Source organism: Ensifer sp. YR511 (assembly GCF_900103045.1).
Taxonomy (GTDB): Bacteria; Pseudomonadota; Alphaproteobacteria; order Rhizobiales; family Rhizobiaceae; genus Ensifer; species Ensifer adhaerens.
This window is the reverse complement of record NZ_FNGR01000008.1, coordinates 108321-124388: the sequence shown is the minus strand read 5'-3', so window position 1 is coordinate 124388 and position 16068 is coordinate 108321. Positions and strand designations below refer to the sequence as shown.

Genomic DNA, 16068 nt, shown 5'->3' with positions numbered 1-16068 from the left:
CTGGAGCGGGGTGCGGATTTCCGTCCGCATCCCGCTCAATGAAAGTCGATCAGTTTTCCCAATAGGTCTGGGTCTGGTCGTCGGCCGGCACCGGCATGTTCTTCCAGAGACCCTTCACCTTCTTGTTCCAGACGCCGATCTTCGGCAGCGCGTAGAGGAAGACGTTCGGTTCGTCCGCTGCGAGCTTGCGCTGGAGCTGGCCGATCAGGTCCATCTGCTCGGCCTCGGTCGCAGCCAGCGTGTAGGACTTGTAGAGCGCCTTGTATTCCGGGTTCTGGTAGTTGAAGTAGTACTTGTCGCGCGCATAGATATCGAGGTCGCGGGCTTCCGCATGGGCGATGATCGTTGCGTCGAAGTTCGAGTTCTTGAAGACCTGATCCAGCCATTGTGCGAACTCGATCGGAACGAGGTTCACCTTGATGCCGACTTCGCTGAGCATGGCCGCGATTATCTCGCCGCCGCGGCGGGCATAGGCCGGCGGCGGCAGCATGATGGTGATTTCGAGGTTCTGAACGCCCGCTTCCTGCAGCAGTTGCTGCGCCTTGCCGGGGTCATAGGGGTAGGTCTCGTTCAGATCGACATAACCGGGTTCGACCGGCGAATAATGCGAGCCGATGGTCGTGCCGAAGCCCGAGTAAGTGCCTTCGACCAGCGCCTTGCGGTCGATCGCATGGGCAAGCGCCTGCCGCACTCGCACGTCGTCGAAGGGCTTCTTCGCATTGTTGAGCGCAAGCACCACCTTGCCCGAGGTGCTGCCGACCTCAACCTGCAAGTTCGGGTCGCTCTGGAACTGGCTGACCAGTTCTGCGGCCTGGAACATCGGGAAGGCATCGACGTTGCCGGCAAGAACGGCGGCCGCTGCAGCCGAGGGGTCACTGATGAACTTGAAGGTCACTTCGCTGAGCTTGGCCGGTTCGCCCCAATAGTCGGCGTTCTTTTCCAGCACCACCTTGTCGCCCTTCGCCCATTCCTTGAACTTGAACGGGCCGGTACCGACCGGCTTGGTCTTGTTGTCGGCGGCCGACGACGGCGCGATCATGACCGCGTCGCCCCAGGCCATGTTGAAGAGGAAGTTGGAGGCCGGGCGCTTCAGCGTCACGACCGCGGTGGCCGGATCCGGGCATTCGGTCTTTTCGATCGGCTCGAACAGGCCCTTCTGCGCATTGGTGGAATCGGCCGAGACGGCGCGCTCATAGGAGAATTTCACCACCGAGCAGTCGAAAGCCGTGCCGTCATGGAACTTGACGCCCTGGCGGAGCTTGAAGCTGTAGGTCTTCTGGTCGTCGGAGATCGTCCAGCTCTCGGCGAGCAGCGGCTTCACCGTGCCGTCTTCCACCACCCGGACGAGACCTTCGAAAAGGTTGCCGTAGGTGATGTAGCGGATGGGTGCGGCGGCGCCCGCGGTCGGGTCGAGGCCCGGCGGCTCGAGCACCTGGCCGACGGTGATCGTATCCTTGGCCATCGCCGGCGTCAGCGACGCGGCGATGAAGCACGAGGCAAGCGCCAGTTTCGTCAAATTCATCATGGTTCCCCCGCTTTGCGGTTTCGTTGTTTATGGTCCCGGAAATCAGGTCGAAATAATCAGATCGAGCGTCCGCCGTCGACGTCGAGCGCCACGCCGGTGATCATCGACGCCTGCGGCGAGGCGACGAAGAAGGCGGCCTCCGCAAGGTCTTCCGGCTTCAGCAGGCGTCCGAGCGGAATGGAATCGCGGAACTTCTTGCGGATTTCGTCGGAGTCCTCGCCCATGAAGGTGGTCAGCAGCGGCGTTTCGCCGGCAACCGGGTTGAGCGCGACAACGCGGATGTTGAAGGGCGCGAGTTCGATCGCGAGCGCCTTGGTGGCAGAAACGACCCAGCCCTTGGTCGCGTTGTACCAGGCAAGGTTCGGACGCGGCCGGTTGGCGCCGGTCGAAGCGATGTTGACGATAACGCCCGCCTTGTTTTCCTTCATGTGCGCCAGCAGCGCCCGCGTCATCAGGTAGACGCCGCGCACATTGACGCCGAGGATACGGTCGAATTCGTCGGGCTCGACCAGCTCGGCATTCTGCGGCTTGTGGCCGATGCCGGCATTGTTGATCAGGATATCGACGTGCCCGAACTGCTTGAGACCCGCCGCAACGGCCGCGTTAACGTCGGCTTCCTTGGCGATATCGGCAACCACGGCGATGGCATTGCTGCCGAGTTGCTTGGTGACGCGCTCTGCACCCGCAGCATCGCGATCGACGACGATGACCTTGGCGCCGCCTTCGACGAAGCGCTTGGCAATGCCTTCGCCGAAACCGGAGCCTGCGCCGGTGATGAGAGCGACTTTACCTTCCAGTGACACTTTGTTGTTCCTCCCAAGGAGACTTAGATCATGGGTTGGAGCGCGATGCGGGTGGAACGCCGCCTGCGGTTTTGCGCGCTCTAGCCGTGGTAGACAGAGATGGTTTTCATGCTGGCAAAGCCGTAGAGGGCCTCAAAACCCTTCTCGCGGCCATGGCCCGATTTCTTGACGCCGCCGAAGGGCAGCTCGACGCCGCCGCCGGCGCCGTAATTGTTGATGAAGACCTGGCCGGCGTGCACGGCGCGCGCCATGCGCAACTGCCGGCCGCCGTCATTGGTCCAGACGCCGCAGACGAGGCCATAGTCGGTGCCGTTGGCAAGTCGAATGGCTTCCTCCTCGCCGTCGAAGGGCATGATCACCTGAACCGGGCCGAAGATCTCTTCCTGCACCGTGCGGTGTTGGTGCGGCACGTCGCGCAGCAACGTCGGCGCGACATAGGCGCCCTCGGCCGGCGCGTCGGCGACGATCTCGCCCTGCGCTGCGACCTTCAGGCCATCCTTGGCGGCGTCGGCAAGGAAGCCCTCGACGATCGCCTTCTGCCGCTGCGAGACGACCGGGCCGACCGAGAGATCGCTGCCAGCAGGACCGACCTTCAAGGCGCGGTACCGTTCGCTCATCCGCGCGACCACTTCTTCATAGACGGCACGCTCAACCAGAATGCGCGACGAGGCCGAACAGGTCTGACCGGCATTCTGGATGCCGGCATTGACGAGGAAGGGGACCGCGCGGTCGAGATCCGCATCGGCAAAGACGATCTGCGCCGACTTGCCGCCGAGTTCCAGCGTCACCGGCACGGCGTTCTTCGCCGCCGCCGCCTGCACCATCTCGCCGGTGCGGACCGAGCCGGTAAAGGAGATGTGGTTGACATCGGGGTGTTCCGAAAGCGCTGCGCCCGCCTCCGAGCCGAAGCCGGTGACGATGTTGAGCGCGCCCGAGGGCAAGCCCTCTTCTTCGGCGATGCGGGCGAACTCCAAGATGGTGAGGCAGGCCTCTTCGGCCGGCTTGACGACGGCGGCGTTGCCCATGGCAAGGGCCGCGCCGAGGCTGCGGCCGAGGATCTGCATCGGGTAGTTCCAGGGGATGATATGGCCCGTGACGCCATGTGGCTCGTAGACGGTCAGTACGGTGAAGCCGTTCTGATAGGGGATGGTGTCGCCATGAACCTTGTCGGCGGCGCCGCCATAGAATTCGAGATAGCGCGCAAGCGCCACGACATCGGCGCGCGCCTGGGTCAGCGGCTTGCCGACATCGCGTGCTTCGAGCTCCGTCAGAAGGTCGATGTTGCGCAGCACACCGGCCGAAATCCGGGTCAGCACCCGGCCGCGCTCGGTCGGCGTCAGGCGTCCCCACTCACCTGAGAGTGCCGCGCGTGCCGAACGCACGGCGAGATCGATATCGTCCCGAGTGCCCCGGGCGATGCGCGCAAATTCCTGGCCGTTGGAAGGATCCCTGACGGCGATGAACTCGCCGCCCGTTGCGTCCTGCCACTTGTTCGCGATGAAATTGCCGTAGGTCTTCACAGTCATGCCTCTTTGTCAGTCCCGCGCTCTTCAAGCAGCGCCTTCAATCTCATGGCCGTCGCGTTGATGTGGGCGCGGGCCAGTTTCTCGGATTCATCAAGGTTCCGTGCGGCGATCGCCTCGACGATCAGCCCGTGTTCGGCGACCGCAGTGCTCGCCCGCTCGCTCGAAAGCGAAAAGGCCGGGGCAAAAACCTGCGAGGTCATGCGCAGAAGCGGCCCGAGCGGCGCCAGCGACGCATTGCGCGAGGCCGCAACGATCGCCTCGTGAAAGACGACGTTGGACTGTGTGTAGGCGCCTGGATCCCAGTTTTCGACGGTCTTGCGCTGGCGCTCCACCTGCTTTGCCAGATCCTTGATCTCGGCATTTGTCGCCCGCTCGGCGGCGTTGCGGGCCGCCACGCCATCCATCGCCTCACGCACCGCGTAGGCGTCCAGCAGTTTTGGCAGGTCGGCGGTTGCGACCCGGACACCGCTGCCCGGCTTGTTGACGACCAGCCCGTCGCGCTCGAGCACGCGCAGCGCCTCGCGCAGCGGCGTGCGGCTGATGCCGAACTCGGCGGCGATCTTTTCCTGGCGCAGCGTCGCGCCCGGCGCATAGACGCCGGCATAAATACGTTCGCGAAGGGCCTGGGCCACTTCGTCGAGCAAGCGTGACTGGCTTCGCCATTCAAAGGATTGGTTCATCGATCCCTCCCAAGATCGAGGTAAATTGTATCCAGGATACAGGCCGAGTCAATCCGGTGATGACACATAAGTCCCAGGGATTGTCAGCAAGTGCTGGCGACGCCGTCGGCTTCGGCAGTCCCGACTTGCGCCGCCGCGTTGACGCGCCGCTCGCCGCGGCTTCTATTAGGAACTGCTATGGTGGGAGGCTGGCCGTGCAGATGCTTGATTGGATTGCGATTATCCTGTTCCTCGTGACCTGGGTGGGACTGGAGCCGATGATGGCGCTTGGTTGGCCGCGCCGGACAGACAGCCTGATGCTGGACATGGTGCGTGTCCGGCAGGCCTGGATGCGCGAGGTGCTGACGCGGGATACCAACATCATCGGTGACGCCGCCATTCTCGGTCACACGATCAATTCGGCCTCGTTCTTCGGCTCGGCCAATCTCATCGTCATCGTCGCCATGAGCAGTGCGCTTTTCATCCAGCCGACGATTGGCCTTCAGTCGGGCATCATCGCGATGTTCGCGCCGATCGAGCCGTTGTGGCTGTTTCAATGCAAGGTGCTGCTCGTCATGGCGACCTTGCTGCGCGGGCTGTCCGAATTCATCTGGGCGGTGCGGCAGATCAACTATTGCCTCGCAGCGATCGGAGCGAGCCCTTCGCGCGAAGAAGCCCGCGACATCGCCGCATGGGCCCACGCCCTGTCGCTGATGATCAATCCGGCCCTTCGATCCTTCAGCCAGGGTGTCCGCTCCTATTACTTCACCGTTGCCGCCGCGCTCTGGTTCCTGGGGCCGATCGCCTTTCTTATCGCCATCGTCGGCTCGGTCGCGCTTCTCGTCTGGAGACACAGCTGGTCGGATACGGCCAAGGGCGTGATGGAGGTGCGCAAGCTGCTCGACGAGAGCCATCCGACGGCGGCCGCGGTAGAACCCTCAACAGCCGTCCGTTCTCCGGCGGCAAACAGCTGAGGGTTTTTGGCGTGACCGGTTGGAATTGGCCGGCGAGGTAACCACCTAGTATCCGTAACGTTCTGGAGGCGGTCGCCCATGTCAGACAATCCGATCAAGATCCCCGGTCCCGATCATCCGATCACCACCGAGAGAAACCAGGCCCGTGTCGTCGTCACCCTCGGCGGGCGCGTCATTGCCGACACCCGCGATGCGCTGGCTCTGCGCGAGGCAACCTATCCCGCTGTGCAGTACATCCCGCGTGAGGATGTCGACATGTCCTTGCTTGAGCGCACCGATCATTCGTCCCATTGTCCCTATAAGGGTGACGCCTCCTATTTCAGCATCCCCTTGGGCGGCGAGCGGTCGCGCAACGCCGTCTGGACCTATGAAAACCCGCACGCGGCGGTGGCCGCCATCAAGGACCGGTTGGCCTTCTATCCGGATCGGGTGGATAAGATCGAAGAGATCCAGCCCTAGCATCCGCGCTCAAGTGAGGGCTACTGCGCTCGTTCGAACGCACGGTGCCCTGGCCGCGAGGTCACGCGTCGCGAATCCGAAACGTTTCGCGCACGGCCTTCAAGAATTCTGCCACTTTCGGCAGATCGCCGAGTTGCTGGTGGAAGAGATAGTAAAGATGGGTGGATGGCCCCGACCACTCGGGAAGAACCGGAACGAGCCGTCCGGCGGAGACGCCATCGGCGGCGAGCGCATCGCTCAGCATGCCGATGCCGAGGCCCTCGGCGATCAGCCGCTCGCTGATCGCCGGATCGTCGACGACGACCGATGGCGGGCGCTCGAGCGTAAAGTGCCTGTTGCCGTCTGACAGCACCCAATGGGCAAGCTCCCGTCGCATGCGCGTCCGGTGTGCCACCAGGGCGACGTGCATGAGGTCCTCGGGCGAAGACAGCGCCAATCCTGCGCAATAGGCGGGAGAGGCATAGAGGCGCTGCTCGATCGTTCCGATCTTGCGGTAGATCATCTCGCTGTCGACGGGTTCGCCCATCCTTAAGGCCACGTCGACGCCTTCGCCGATCAGATCGACATTTTGGTGGGTGGTCTGCATGTCGACCTGGACTTCTGGGCAGAGTTCCGCATAGCGCTTCAGGATCGGTGGCAGGAAGGTACGGGCAAAGGCGACTGACGTCGCGACCCTTAGGCGCCCGCGCGCCGTACCGTCGGCCGGTTGGAAGCCGGCGATGCCGCGGTCGATGAGCTCGACGGCGCCCCCGACCGATTCCAGCAGATGCTTTCCGGCCTCGGTCAAGGAGACCCGGCGGGTGGAGCGCAGCAGCAGGGCGACGCCAAGCGCTGCCTCAAGCTCGCCCAGGCGCCGGCTGACCGTGCTCGGTGGCAGGTGCAGGCGAAGCGCAGCTGAGGAAAAGCTCTCTGAGCGGGCGACCTCGAGGAAAATCCTGAGGCTGTTGAGATCGGCAGATTGGGGGGATTTCATGCGTTTCCGGAACAATTACTTCCACGATCGCAGGATAATCGACCGACGGTTGAATTGATAGCGTCTCGGCATCCAATCGAAGGAGCCGATCATGACCACTCGCAGACAAGCTTTGGGCCTTCTTGCCGCCGCGGCCCTGTTGCCGCTCGCACCGCGGATCGCCTTTTCCGCCGCGCCATTATCGACCGTCGCCAATGCCGGTTACTATCGCTTCCGCTTCGGAAAGTTCGAAGTCACCGCCTTGTCGGACGGCACCTTGGCGTTGCCGATGACAAAGATCTATCAGAACGAACCGGAAGGCGAGCTGCAGCGCAGGCTGGACGAAAACTTCCTCGGCAAGGAGCCGCATCTGTCGATCAACGCCTATCTCGTCAACGACGGCGAACGGCTGGTGCTGATCGATGCCGGGTCGGGGAGCCTGCTCGGCATTGCCGCCGGCAAGCTCTTGAGGCATCTCACGGCCTCCGGCTATCGCGCCGACCAGGTCGACGCGGTGATCCTGACCCATGTGCACGCCGACCACTCGGGCGGCCTCACCATCGACGGCAAAGCACAATTCCCGAATGCCGAGATCCATCTCGCCGAGCGCGAATACCGCTACTGGATCGAGCGGGAGGGCGTGACGGCGCTGACCGAGGCGCAGAAGACCGACTTTCAGCGAGCGCACGATGCCCTGGCCCCCTATATCGCCGCCGGAAAAGTGAAGCGTTTCGCCGACGACGCGGACGTCTTGCCGAACCTCGGATCGACCCTGCGCGCCGGGCACACGCCCGGGCATTCCGCGATCGTGCTGAAAGCGGATGACGGCCAGCGCCTCGTATTCTGGGGGGACGTCATTCACGGCGACTACATCCAGTTCGACACGCCTGACGTCTTCGTCAGCTTCGACGTCGACGGCACCGCGGCGGCAGCGACGCGTGCCGTGGCGCTGGCGGATGCGGCCGATGGGCGATACCTCGTCGCCGGTGCGCATCTGCCGTTCCCCGGTGTTGGCCATGTGGCGCGCGACGAGACGCTCTATCGCTTCGTCCCCTGGAACTACGTCGAGTAGCGGGTGGCAGCTTAGGCCTTGTCTACGAGATGACGTTGCGGACGAAGGTCACGACGCCGTCGCCGTCATTGATGTAGGCATAGGCCTGCGCCGAGCTGTAGACGGTGCACCAACCTCGCCATTCTCTCGGACTGAGTGGGTGCTTAGCCGTTGATCGCCTGGATCAAGCCGCAGTCGGGCACGACGGCGCTTCTGAAATACGACCTGCCGATGACTTCAGAGGCATTCTGCCTGCAACTGCTACAGCGAACCGGCGTGATGTTCACGCCGGGCAGCGCCATGGACATGGGAGGCTATCTCAGGATCGGCTACGCCAACAACGAAGGCATTCTACGCGGAGGCTTGAGGCGCGTCTCCGCGTTCCTGCGGGAGCACCAGGCGGCGGCCGCCTGAGGGGAGTTTCCGTCAGGGCGCGATATCCAGTTCCGGGTAATTGCGGAAGATGCCGTCTTCATTGAAGGCCAGCCGTCGCGATGAGGCGAGATAGGCGGCGATGTTCGGCCGGGCTTTCACCGAGGCGTGCAGTTTCATGAGATTGGGGTAGTCCTCCTCATAGTGCCGCATCGCTTTGGCAAAGGCATAGCGTAGCCCCTCGATCACCTGGAACAGCGAAAGGTCGACATAGGTGACGGCGTTCCCGACTGCATGGCCGCTGCCATCAGGGTTTTGCGCGAGAATCCGCTCGAAATAACCGAGAAACTTCGGGATGCGGTTGGTGACGAATTCGAATGCGCGGTCCTTCGCCTCCGCCTTCTGCTCCTCATAATATTTCGAAGTCGCGATCGGATGGTGCGTGTCATGCACTTCGGCGATTAAGTCGGTGACGGTGAGCTGCAGGCCATTGGCGAACCACTGCAGCGCCTCACCGTCAGGCGCAAGGCTGAGCTTGGGGCCGAGGTAGAAGAGGATGTTGGCGACATGCGAGATGATCTGGTTGCCATCTTTCAGAAAGGGCGGCGCAAATGGCACGTGCGCCTCGGTGGCGCTCTCCATCAGCTTCAGCATCTCCCCGGTGCCGCGGCCCGGCGCGCGCGTCACATCGACATAAGCGGCGCCGGCGTCCTCGAGTGCCAGTCGGACAAATTCACCGCGCCCCTGGATGCCGTCCCAGTAGTACAATTCATAGGTCATGATGCCTCGATCCCATTCTCGATACCCGGTTGATATAGGCGCCGCGGCAGCGGCGGCGAGGGGAGGCCCTGACTTCGGACGCCTGCTCTGTCGAACAGGGGCGATCACATGCTAAGGCGCTATGAACACGTGTGGTGGGGAGTAGTCCAGGTGAGCAAGCCGAACTATCGCGACATTGCTGAACTGGCAGGCGTCGGTACCGCGACGGTCGAGCGGGTCTTGAACGGCCGCGGTGGTGTTCGCCCGGACCTCGTCGAAAAAGTCGTCGTTGCGGCGCGCGCGCTGAATTATCCGCGAACCCTTCCCGAGACCCATCGCGGGCTTTTGCGCATCGATGTGCTGATGGTGCGGCCGGAGACGACCTTCTATCGCCGCCTGTCGCAGGCCTTTCAGCGGATCGCCGAGACGCTGGATCCGCTCGTCGTCGTGCATCGCAGCTTTACCGAGGAAATGAAGCCGGAGGAGATCGCCAGGCGCATCCTTTCAGCCGAGGTTAGCCGCGCCGGATTGATCCTGGCCGTGCCCAATCATCCGCTGATCAGCGCCGCTGTCGAAGCCGTGATCGTGCGCGGCGTGCCGGTGGTCCATGTCGTGACAAGGGCCTCGCACGACTTGGGCGAATTCGTCGGCATCGACAATCACGCGGCCGGACGAACGGCGGCACTCTTCATCGCGCGCATGGCGCGCAAGGCGGGGCCAGTCGTCGCGCTCTGCCACCCGATCTATCAGGTCCATCGCGACCGCCTCAGTGGCTTCTCGGACTATTTTGAGGGGCATCCGGGCGACCGCCGGTTCGAGTGGCTGGGTTTTACCCGCGACGAGGAGCACTATGGCGCCGAAACGTTGCGATGGGCGCTCGACATGTATCCGGATATGGCCGGGCTCTATAATGCCGGCGGCGCGAATGCGGCCCTGATCGACGTGCTTCGCCGACATAAGCGTGGCACCGAAATCTTCTTCGTCGGCCATGAGCTGACCGACTACACCCGCAAGGCGCTTAGCGACGGCATCATGGACGTCGTGCTCGACCAGGCGCCGGAGGCACAGGCCCGTCGCTCGCTTGACCTGATGCTGCGGCGGATCGGGCTTTCCGAGATGGAGCCGGACACCGCCCCCATTCGCTTCATTACCATCACAGCCGAAAGCCTTTGATCTGATTTGATCAAACAAGCTTTCGCCGTTCCGACCGCCTCCTGCTAGATTTTTATCAAGAAGGAGGCGCTCCGACAGACCCGGAAAGCAACCTCCTTCGAAGGATTTAGGGCGGAGCGCATGCGGTCCGCCGGGAGGAGAGCGCCATGGACGATCTGAAATATGGAACCCGCAACAAGCGCGGCGACTGGGCGCCGAACGAGCCGATCGAAACGGCGCCGCTGTTTGCCTTCCCGCCAAAACTGCTGGCGCTCGTCAAGTGGCTGCCGCATTACTTCTTTCCTTGGAATGCGATCTTCGCGGCGTCGGCCGTCGTCTATTGGGCCTGGGTGATCCCGCCGGTCGAGGCGATGCAGAGCTTGAGCGTCGGCTGGATCGCCTGGCTCTATGCGGTCAACGCGGTTTGCGTCTTCTTCTTCTACGGCGCTTTCGAGCTGCATCTCTATGTGCTGAAACGGCAGGAAAACCGGTTCAAGTACAACGGCAAGTTTCCGGCCGAGCAGAAGAGCAAAGCCTTCTGGTTCGAAAGCCAGAATCTCGACAACATCCTGCGCACGTTCCTCTCAGGCGTGACGATCTGGACCGCCGTCGAAGTCGCCATGCTCTGGGCCTACGCCAATGGCTATGCGCCGTGGCTGAGCTTCGCGGACAATCCCTGGACGCTCGCGCTCGTCGCATTGGTGGTGCCTGTTATCCACGAGTTCCATTTCTTCTGCATCCACCGGCTCATCCACACGCCGCTGCTCTACAAGTGGGTGCATTCGGTCCACCACAATTCGGTGAACCCGTCGCCCTGGTCGTCGCTGTCGATGCATCCGGTCGAGCACCTGCTCTACTTCGCCACCGCCTTCTATCACCTGATCCTGCCGTCCAACCCGATCCTGATGCTTTACCAGCTGCACTACGCGGGCTTCGGTGCCATTCCCGGCCATGTCGGCTTCGACAAGGTCGAGGTCGGTGAAGAGACGCTCGTCGATAGCCACGCCTATGCGCATTACCTGCACCACAAGTATTTCGAGGTGAATTACGGCGACGCCCTGATCCCGCTCGATCGCTGGTTCGGCACCTGGCACGACGGCTCCAAGGAGGGCGAGGCGCGGATGCAGGAGCGCTACCGCAAACGCAAGGAAAAACTCGCAGCCCGCAAGGCACGCAACACCATCGGGGAGGCAGCAGAATGAGCAACGTGATCACCTGGGTACCAGCCTGCAAGCTGGACGATATCGAACAGGAAGGGGCGATCCGCTTCGACCATGGCGGCCGAACCTACGCCGTCTACCGCGGTCCCGACGATAGCGTCTATTGCACCGCCGGGCTCTGCACCCACGAGGCCGTTCACCTCGCTGATGGCCTCGTCATGGACTACGAGGTGGAATGTCCCAAGCATTCCGGCGCCTTCGATTATCGCACCGGTGAAGCCATCAGGCTTCCGGCCTGCGAGAATCTCAAGACCTATCCCGCCGAAATCGTCGACGGCGAGGTTCGTGTGGCGCTCGGCTAAGGCCACCACGCAAGCATTGATCAGGCCCATCGGGCCTCCGGAATGCGATCGGGTGATCCGGCACCCTCGGGAGGAAATCATGAAATCCATGTACCTGGCGGCTGCGCTTGCCGCCTTGATGGGAAGTGCTGCCTCGGCGGAGACGATCGGCGTCTCGATGCAGAGCTTCGACAACAACTTCCAGACGCTGCTGCGTGAGGGCATCAATGCCCGCGCTGCCGAAGTCAACGGCGCCACCGTTCAGATCGAAGACGCACAGACCGACATCTCCAAGCAGCTCAACCAGGTGAACAATTTCATCGCGGGCGGCGTCGACGCGATCATCATGACGCTGACGGATACCTCGGCCGCCCCCGGCATCAGCGAAGCCGCTGAGAAGGCCGGTATTCCGCTCGTCTATCTCAATCTAGAGCCGGATAACCTCGGCAAGCTGCCGGAAAAGCAGGCCTATGTCGGCTCGAAAGAAACGGACTCCGGCAGATTGGGTGCGGAAGCTGCCTGTTCGCTGCTGAAGGAAAAGGGCAAGGCCAGTGATGCGCAGGTCTATATCCTGATGGGAGACCTTGCTCACCAGGCCTCGCGCGACCGCACCTCGGCGTTCAAGGAAACGCTCGCTGCCGGCGACTGCAAGGGTGCGACGATTGCCGACGAGCAGTCGGCCGCCTGGACGCGCACCAATGCGATGGATCTCACCACCAACTGGATCACCGCCGGACAGCCGATCGACGTGGTCTTTGCCAACAATGACGAAATGGCGATCGGCGCCATCCAGGCGCTGAAGGCCGCCGGTGTATCGATGGACGACGTGATCGTCGTTGGCATCGACGCGACCCAGGACGGGCTTGCCGCCATGGCCGCCGGCGACCTCGACGCAACCGTATTCCAGAACGCCAAGGGGCAATCGGCTAGCGCCGTCGACACGGCCGTCTCGCTGGTGCGCGGTGAAAGCGTCAAAAAGAACGTCTGGGTTCCCTTCGAGCTCGTTACGCCGAAAAACATGGCCGATTACGCGGCGCGCAACTGATCCTCCTCCTGCATGTTTCCTTAATCGTCGCCGATTGAAGCACAGAAACATGCAGGAATTCAGAGTTTTACAGCGACCTTTGCGCGTCTGAACGGATGCGCGGCGCTGTGGGCCGGCGCACTTCTCCTGCCTGCGCCGGCCACCTTTTTGAACGGGCTGACAAATCTTGCGTGCGGTTTTGCGACCGCCCCGCACGTCAACGCATGATCTACGGAGCAAGCCATGGATCGCATCGTCATAATCGGCGCCGGGGAATCCGGCACGCGCGCGGCCTTTGCCCTGCGTGAAACTGGCTTTGCCGGCAGCGTCACGCTCATCGGCACGGAACCGCATCTGCCCTATGAGCGGCCACCGTTGTCGAAGCCGCTCAATGGCGCCGTACAGATGAAGCCGATCTGCGGCGCTGAGGCGCTGGAGGCCGCCGGTATCGACTACCGGCAAGGTGTTTCTGCATCCCGACTGGATGCCGGTGACCGCTCCGTCACCTTGAGCGATGGCCGGACGCTCACCTATGACAAGCTGTTGCTCGCCACCGGCGCCCGTCCGAGGCGCCTCGCTTGCATAGGGACCGAGCGCGCACTGGATTTCCGCACCTACGCCAATGCGGCGGCGATCTTCGCCCGTGCCGAAGCCGGCAGACACGTTGCGATCATCGGCGGTGGACTGATCGGCATGGAGCTTGCGGCGGTGCTGCGCGGCAAGGGCATCATGGTTAGCGTTATCGAAATGGCGCCGAAGCCGCTCGGTCGCGCGGTGCCGCCGCGTTTTGCCGCGAAGCTTCATGCCCGGCATCAGGATGAGGGCGTCACCTTCCATCTGGGGCAGGGGATCGCCGAAATCACCGGTGATGCGGTTGTTCTTTCCGACGGCACTCCGGTGCCGGCCGATATCGCCGTCGCCGCCATCGGCGTCCAGCCGGATACAGCACTCGCGGAGGCGGCGGGGCTTGCCGTCGGCAACGGTATCCTGACGGATGGCTATCTGCGCACCAGCGATCCGAACATCTATGCATCAGGCGATTGCGCCGCCGTGGCCCAGCCGGGTGGCGGGTATGTGCGCTTCGAAAGCTGGCGCAATGCACGCACCCAGGCCGAGGTCGCGGCCCTCAACATGGCCGGCGGCAAGGAGGCTTTTTCTGCCATCCCCTGGTTCTGGACCGATCAATACGATCTCGGCCTGCAGGTGGCGGGCCTGCCCCATCCGGACCATCAAAGCGTGACACGCCAACTCGATGGTGGCGAACTCGAATTCTACCTCGATGGCGGGCGTCTCGTCGCCGCCGCTGGCCTCGGTTTCGGCAATGGTCTCGCCAAGGATATCAAGCTCTCGGAAATGCTGATTGCTGCCGGCGTCAGTCCCGATCCGGGAGCGCTCGCCGACGCCAGCGTGAACCTCAAGGCGCTGCTCAAAAGTGCCAGGGCCGCCTGATGCAGAAGCTGCTTGTCTTTCAATCGCTCTGGGCGATGGAGCGCCGGCATGCGGACGGCTTTGAGCGCAGTCTCGAAGAGAACATCGCAATGATCGTCGAGGCCGGGTTCGACGGCATCAGCGCGCATTATACCAATCGGCGCGATGTCGAGCACCTCAATGCCGTGATCCGCGGAACGGGCTTGAAGATCGAGGGCGTCTGTTTTCCTCGAAGCGTCGAGGATTTGCGCCTGACGCTGGAACTGGCCTCGGAGTTTCCGGTGAGCCACATCGATCTGCAGGCCGATGTTCGCCCGCGCCGGGTCGAGGATTGCCTGCCGCTGCTTGACGGCTGGGCCAGGCTTGCTGAGGAAATGGATGTTCCCGTCTATATCGAAACCCACCGTCACCGGATCACCAACGACCTCCTCTTCACGCTCGACCTGCTCGACCGGCGGCCCGATCTGCCGCTCTTGGCCGACCTCTCGCACTATCTCGTTGGCCGGGAATTCGCCTTTCCGGTGGAAGACGAAAGCCACGCCCAGATCCAACGCATTCTGCGCAACGCCGGCGCCTTCCACGGCCGTATCGGCTCCTGCCAGCAGATCCAGATCGAGCTTTCCTTTCCCCACCATCTGCCCTGGGTCGCTCTCTTCCGCGAGTGGTGGGACTACGGCTTCCGGCACTGGCGCTCCCACGCTGCCAACGATGCCGAGCTGGTCATGACGTGCGAACTCGGCCCAAGGCCCTATGCCATCACCGACAGGGACGGTAACGATACGACTGATCGCTGGGCCGAGGCGCTTTTGCTTCGCGAGATGGCCTGCGAGATCTGGGCGGAAAGTGCCAATTCCCCGACGGGTGAAGCACGGGATCTGAGGACGCCTGAACTCGTCATTTAACGAAGGACGGCCGGAACGGCAGATTGTGCTCGAGGCCGAGCCAGGGCGGGTTTTCCGCATACATTTCCACGATCAGCGCCTTGATCAGCTCGATGTAACGGGAATTGTCGCCGACCCGATGGTTGAGGATGACGGGTGAGGTCGCCCGCTCGCCCTCGATCATGCGATAGTGCAGATCGGAGCGGACCTGACGCGCAGAGGACGGGACGATACAAAGTCCGGCATCCGAGGCGACGAGGCCAAGCGCACTCTGGATCTCACGCACCTCATGCACCTCGGCCGGGCGCACATCCTGCGCGTGGAGCAGGCTCAACACGTGATCGGCATAGCTCGGGCGCGGTTCCTTCGGGTAGACGATCAGTTTTTGCCCGGCAACCGCACTCAACGGAAGCGGAGATGTGTCATCGGCAAACGGCGTGCCCTGCGGTATCGCCAAGGCGAGGCGCTCTTCCCGCATGAGGATGCCGGCGACATTGGGATCGTTGTGATGCAGCCGCCCGAAGCCGACATCGATCCGGCCTTCCTTCAGCGCCGCGATCTGCTGCACCGACACCATCTCCAACAGCCGGATATCGAGTTCCGGCGCGTTCTGCCTGAGCTTGCGCACCAGCGTCGGCAGCCCGCCATAGAGCGTGGACGCGACGAAGCCGATCGACAGCACGCGGTTCTGGTTGAGACCGACGCGGCGGGTCGCCTCTACCATCTGTTCCACCCGGCCGAGCACTTGCAGCGATTGTTCGTAAAACAATCGCCCCGCTTCCGTCAGCCGCACCGGCCGGCTCTTGCGGATGATCAGCGGCACGCCCAGTTCTTCCTCAAGAAGCTGGATCTGCCGGCTCAAGGGCGGCTGGGCGATGTGCAGCTGCTCGGCAGCGCGGGTGAAGTTGCGCTCGCGGGCGACGGCGACGAAGTAGCGAAGCTGGCGCAGATCCAATGTTACAGCCCCCATTTTCCTACCGTTGCGGTATGTTGCAGTGCGGC

At 62.9% G+C, this 16068-nt stretch carries 17 protein-coding genes; 10 read left to right on the top strand and 7 right to left on the bottom strand.

All coding sequences use genetic code 11. From position 1 onward, the window contains the following. Positions 1-49 precede the first annotated feature (49 nt). The 4 genes from BLU15_RS16565 to BLU15_RS16550 all read right to left on the bottom strand — a co-directional run bounded on the left by BLU15_RS16565 (position 50) and on the right by BLU15_RS16550 (position 4534). Positions 50-1525, bottom strand: coding sequence for an ABC transporter substrate-binding protein (locus BLU15_RS16565; RefSeq protein WP_090296512.1), 1476 nt, complete (start codon positions 1523-1525; stop codon positions 50-52). 56 nt (positions 1526-1581) lie between these two features. After that, on the bottom strand, positions 1582-2328 hold the full coding sequence (locus BLU15_RS16560; protein WP_060521846.1) for a glucose 1-dehydrogenase: 747 nt from the start codon (positions 2326-2328) through the stop codon (positions 1582-1584). An 80-nt stretch (positions 2329-2408) separates the two neighbouring features. Next, on the bottom strand, positions 2409-3854 hold the full coding sequence (locus BLU15_RS16555; RefSeq protein WP_060608115.1) for an aldehyde dehydrogenase family protein: 1446 nt from the start codon (positions 3852-3854) through the stop codon (positions 2409-2411). Continuing rightward, positions 3851-4534: a GntR family transcriptional regulator gene (locus BLU15_RS16550; RefSeq protein WP_034801749.1), complete on the bottom strand. Its 684-nt coding sequence runs from the start codon at positions 4532-4534 to the stop codon at positions 3851-3853. Before BLU15_RS16550 ends, BLU15_RS16555 begins: the two co-directional genes overlap by 4 nt. A 200-nt stretch (positions 4535-4734) precedes the next feature. On the opposite strand from BLU15_RS16550, the gene BLU15_RS16545 reads away from it, so the two are divergent. Together BLU15_RS16545 and BLU15_RS16540 are read left to right on the top strand one after the other, a co-directional pair. Next, positions 4735-5487, top strand: a complete 753-nt coding sequence (locus tag BLU15_RS16545; protein WP_371589959.1) for a DUF599 domain-containing protein — start codon at positions 4735-4737, stop codon at positions 5485-5487. Between the two features lie 78 nt (positions 5488-5565). Then, positions 5566-5946: a DUF427 domain-containing protein gene (locus BLU15_RS16540; protein ID WP_060521849.1), complete on the top strand. Its 381-nt coding sequence runs from the start codon at positions 5566-5568 to the stop codon at positions 5944-5946. A 61-nt stretch (positions 5947-6007) separates the two neighbouring features. On the opposite strand, the gene BLU15_RS16535 is transcribed toward BLU15_RS16540, so the two are convergent. Beyond that, complete coding sequence (locus BLU15_RS16535; RefSeq protein WP_060529329.1) at positions 6008-6919, bottom strand: LysR family transcriptional regulator; 912 nt, start codon at positions 6917-6919, stop codon at positions 6008-6010. A 91-nt stretch (positions 6920-7010) separates the two neighbouring features. On the opposite strand from BLU15_RS16535, the gene BLU15_RS16530 reads away from it, so the two are divergent. Together BLU15_RS16530 and BLU15_RS16525 are read left to right on the top strand one after the other, a co-directional pair. After that, complete coding sequence (locus BLU15_RS16530; protein WP_060521851.1) at positions 7011-7970, top strand: MBL fold metallo-hydrolase; 960 nt, start codon at positions 7011-7013, stop codon at positions 7968-7970. Between the two features lie 150 nt (positions 7971-8120). Then, a complete protein-coding gene (locus tag BLU15_RS16525; protein WP_060521852.1) occupies positions 8121-8363 on the top strand; it encodes a PLP-dependent aminotransferase family protein in 243 nt (80 codons plus the stop codon). A 12-nt stretch (positions 8364-8375) separates the two neighbouring features. Here the strand turns inward: BLU15_RS16525 and BLU15_RS16520 are convergent, their stop codons facing one another. Continuing rightward, positions 8376-9101: a glutathione S-transferase gene (locus BLU15_RS16520; RefSeq protein WP_060521853.1), complete on the bottom strand. Its 726-nt coding sequence runs from the start codon at positions 9099-9101 to the stop codon at positions 8376-8378. A gap of 150 nt (positions 9102-9251) precedes the next feature. On the opposite strand from BLU15_RS16520, the gene BLU15_RS16515 reads away from it, so the two are divergent. The 6 genes from BLU15_RS16515 to BLU15_RS16490 all read left to right on the top strand — a co-directional run bounded on the left by BLU15_RS16515 (position 9252) and on the right by BLU15_RS16490 (position 15087). Further along, entirely contained in the window at positions 9252-10253 is a 1002-nt protein-coding gene (locus BLU15_RS16515; protein WP_090296507.1) for a LacI family DNA-binding transcriptional regulator, read from the top strand. 146 nt (positions 10254-10399) lie between these two features. After that, positions 10400-11434 (top strand): sterol desaturase family protein, encoded by a 1035-nt coding sequence (locus BLU15_RS16510; protein ID WP_060584590.1) that lies wholly within the window; start codon positions 10400-10402, stop codon positions 11432-11434. A gap of 8 nt (positions 11435-11442) precedes the next feature. Next, positions 11443-11754 (top strand): MocE family 2Fe-2S type ferredoxin, encoded by a 312-nt coding sequence (locus tag BLU15_RS16505; protein WP_034801776.1) that lies wholly within the window; start codon positions 11443-11445, stop codon positions 11752-11754. A 79-nt stretch (positions 11755-11833) separates the two neighbouring features. Next, positions 11834-12778 carry a substrate-binding domain-containing protein gene (locus BLU15_RS16500; protein WP_060529331.1) on the top strand — a complete coding sequence of 315 codons (945 nt, stop codon included), beginning with the start codon at positions 11834-11836 and terminating at the stop codon, positions 12776-12778. 222 nt (positions 12779-13000) lie between these two features. After that, complete coding sequence (locus BLU15_RS16495; protein WP_060529332.1) at positions 13001-14206, top strand: NAD(P)/FAD-dependent oxidoreductase; 1206 nt, start codon at positions 13001-13003, stop codon at positions 14204-14206. Then, on the top strand, positions 14206-15087 hold the full coding sequence (locus BLU15_RS16490) for a xylose isomerase (RefSeq protein ID WP_089042900.1): 882 nt from the start codon (positions 14206-14208) through the stop codon (positions 15085-15087). Before BLU15_RS16495 ends, BLU15_RS16490 begins: the two co-directional genes overlap by 1 nt. On the opposite strand, the gene BLU15_RS16485 is transcribed toward BLU15_RS16490, so the two are convergent. Next, complete coding sequence (locus tag BLU15_RS16485) at positions 15080-16021, bottom strand: LysR family transcriptional regulator (RefSeq protein WP_034801727.1); 942 nt, start codon at positions 16019-16021, stop codon at positions 15080-15082. The genes BLU15_RS16490 and BLU15_RS16485 overlap by 8 nt on opposite strands. Between the last annotated feature and the right edge of the window lie 47 nt (positions 16022-16068).

Excerpts from the sequence above, each read along its gene's own strand:
- BLU15_RS16495 (WP_060529332.1), top strand. The coding sequence starts at position 13,001 with ATGGATCGCATCGTCATAATCGGCGCCGGGGAATCCGGCACGCGCGCG.
- BLU15_RS16545 (WP_371589959.1), top strand. The coding sequence starts at position 4,735 with ATGCTTGATTGGATTGCGATTATCCTGTTCCTCGTGACCTGGGTGGGA.
- BLU15_RS16530 (WP_060521851.1), top strand. The coding sequence starts at position 7,011 with ATGACCACTCGCAGACAAGCTTTGGGCCTTCTTGCCGCCGCGGCCCTG.
- BLU15_RS16540 (WP_060521849.1), top strand. The coding sequence starts at position 5,566 with ATGTCAGACAATCCGATCAAGATCCCCGGTCCCGATCATCCGATCACC.
- BLU15_RS16500 (WP_060529331.1), top strand. The coding sequence starts at position 11,834 with ATGAAATCCATGTACCTGGCGGCTGCGCTTGCCGCCTTGATGGGAAGT.
- BLU15_RS16565 (WP_090296512.1), bottom strand. The coding sequence starts at position 1,525 with ATGATGAATTTGACGAAACTGGCGCTTGCCTCGTGCTTCATCGCCGCG.
- BLU15_RS16550 (WP_034801749.1), bottom strand. The coding sequence starts at position 4,534 with ATGAACCAATCCTTTGAATGGCGAAGCCAGTCACGCTTGCTCGACGAA.
- BLU15_RS16490 (WP_089042900.1), top strand. The coding sequence starts at position 14,206 with ATGCAGAAGCTGCTTGTCTTTCAATCGCTCTGGGCGATGGAGCGCCGG.
- BLU15_RS16555 (WP_060608115.1), bottom strand. The coding sequence starts at position 3,854 with ATGACTGTGAAGACCTACGGCAATTTCATCGCGAACAAGTGGCAGGAC.
- BLU15_RS16535 (WP_060529329.1), bottom strand. The coding sequence starts at position 6,919 with ATGAAATCCCCCCAATCTGCCGATCTCAACAGCCTCAGGATTTTCCTC.
- BLU15_RS16520 (WP_060521853.1), bottom strand. The coding sequence starts at position 9,101 with ATGACCTATGAATTGTACTACTGGGACGGCATCCAGGGGCGCGGTGAA.
- BLU15_RS16510 (WP_060584590.1), top strand. The coding sequence starts at position 10,400 with ATGGACGATCTGAAATATGGAACCCGCAACAAGCGCGGCGACTGGGCG.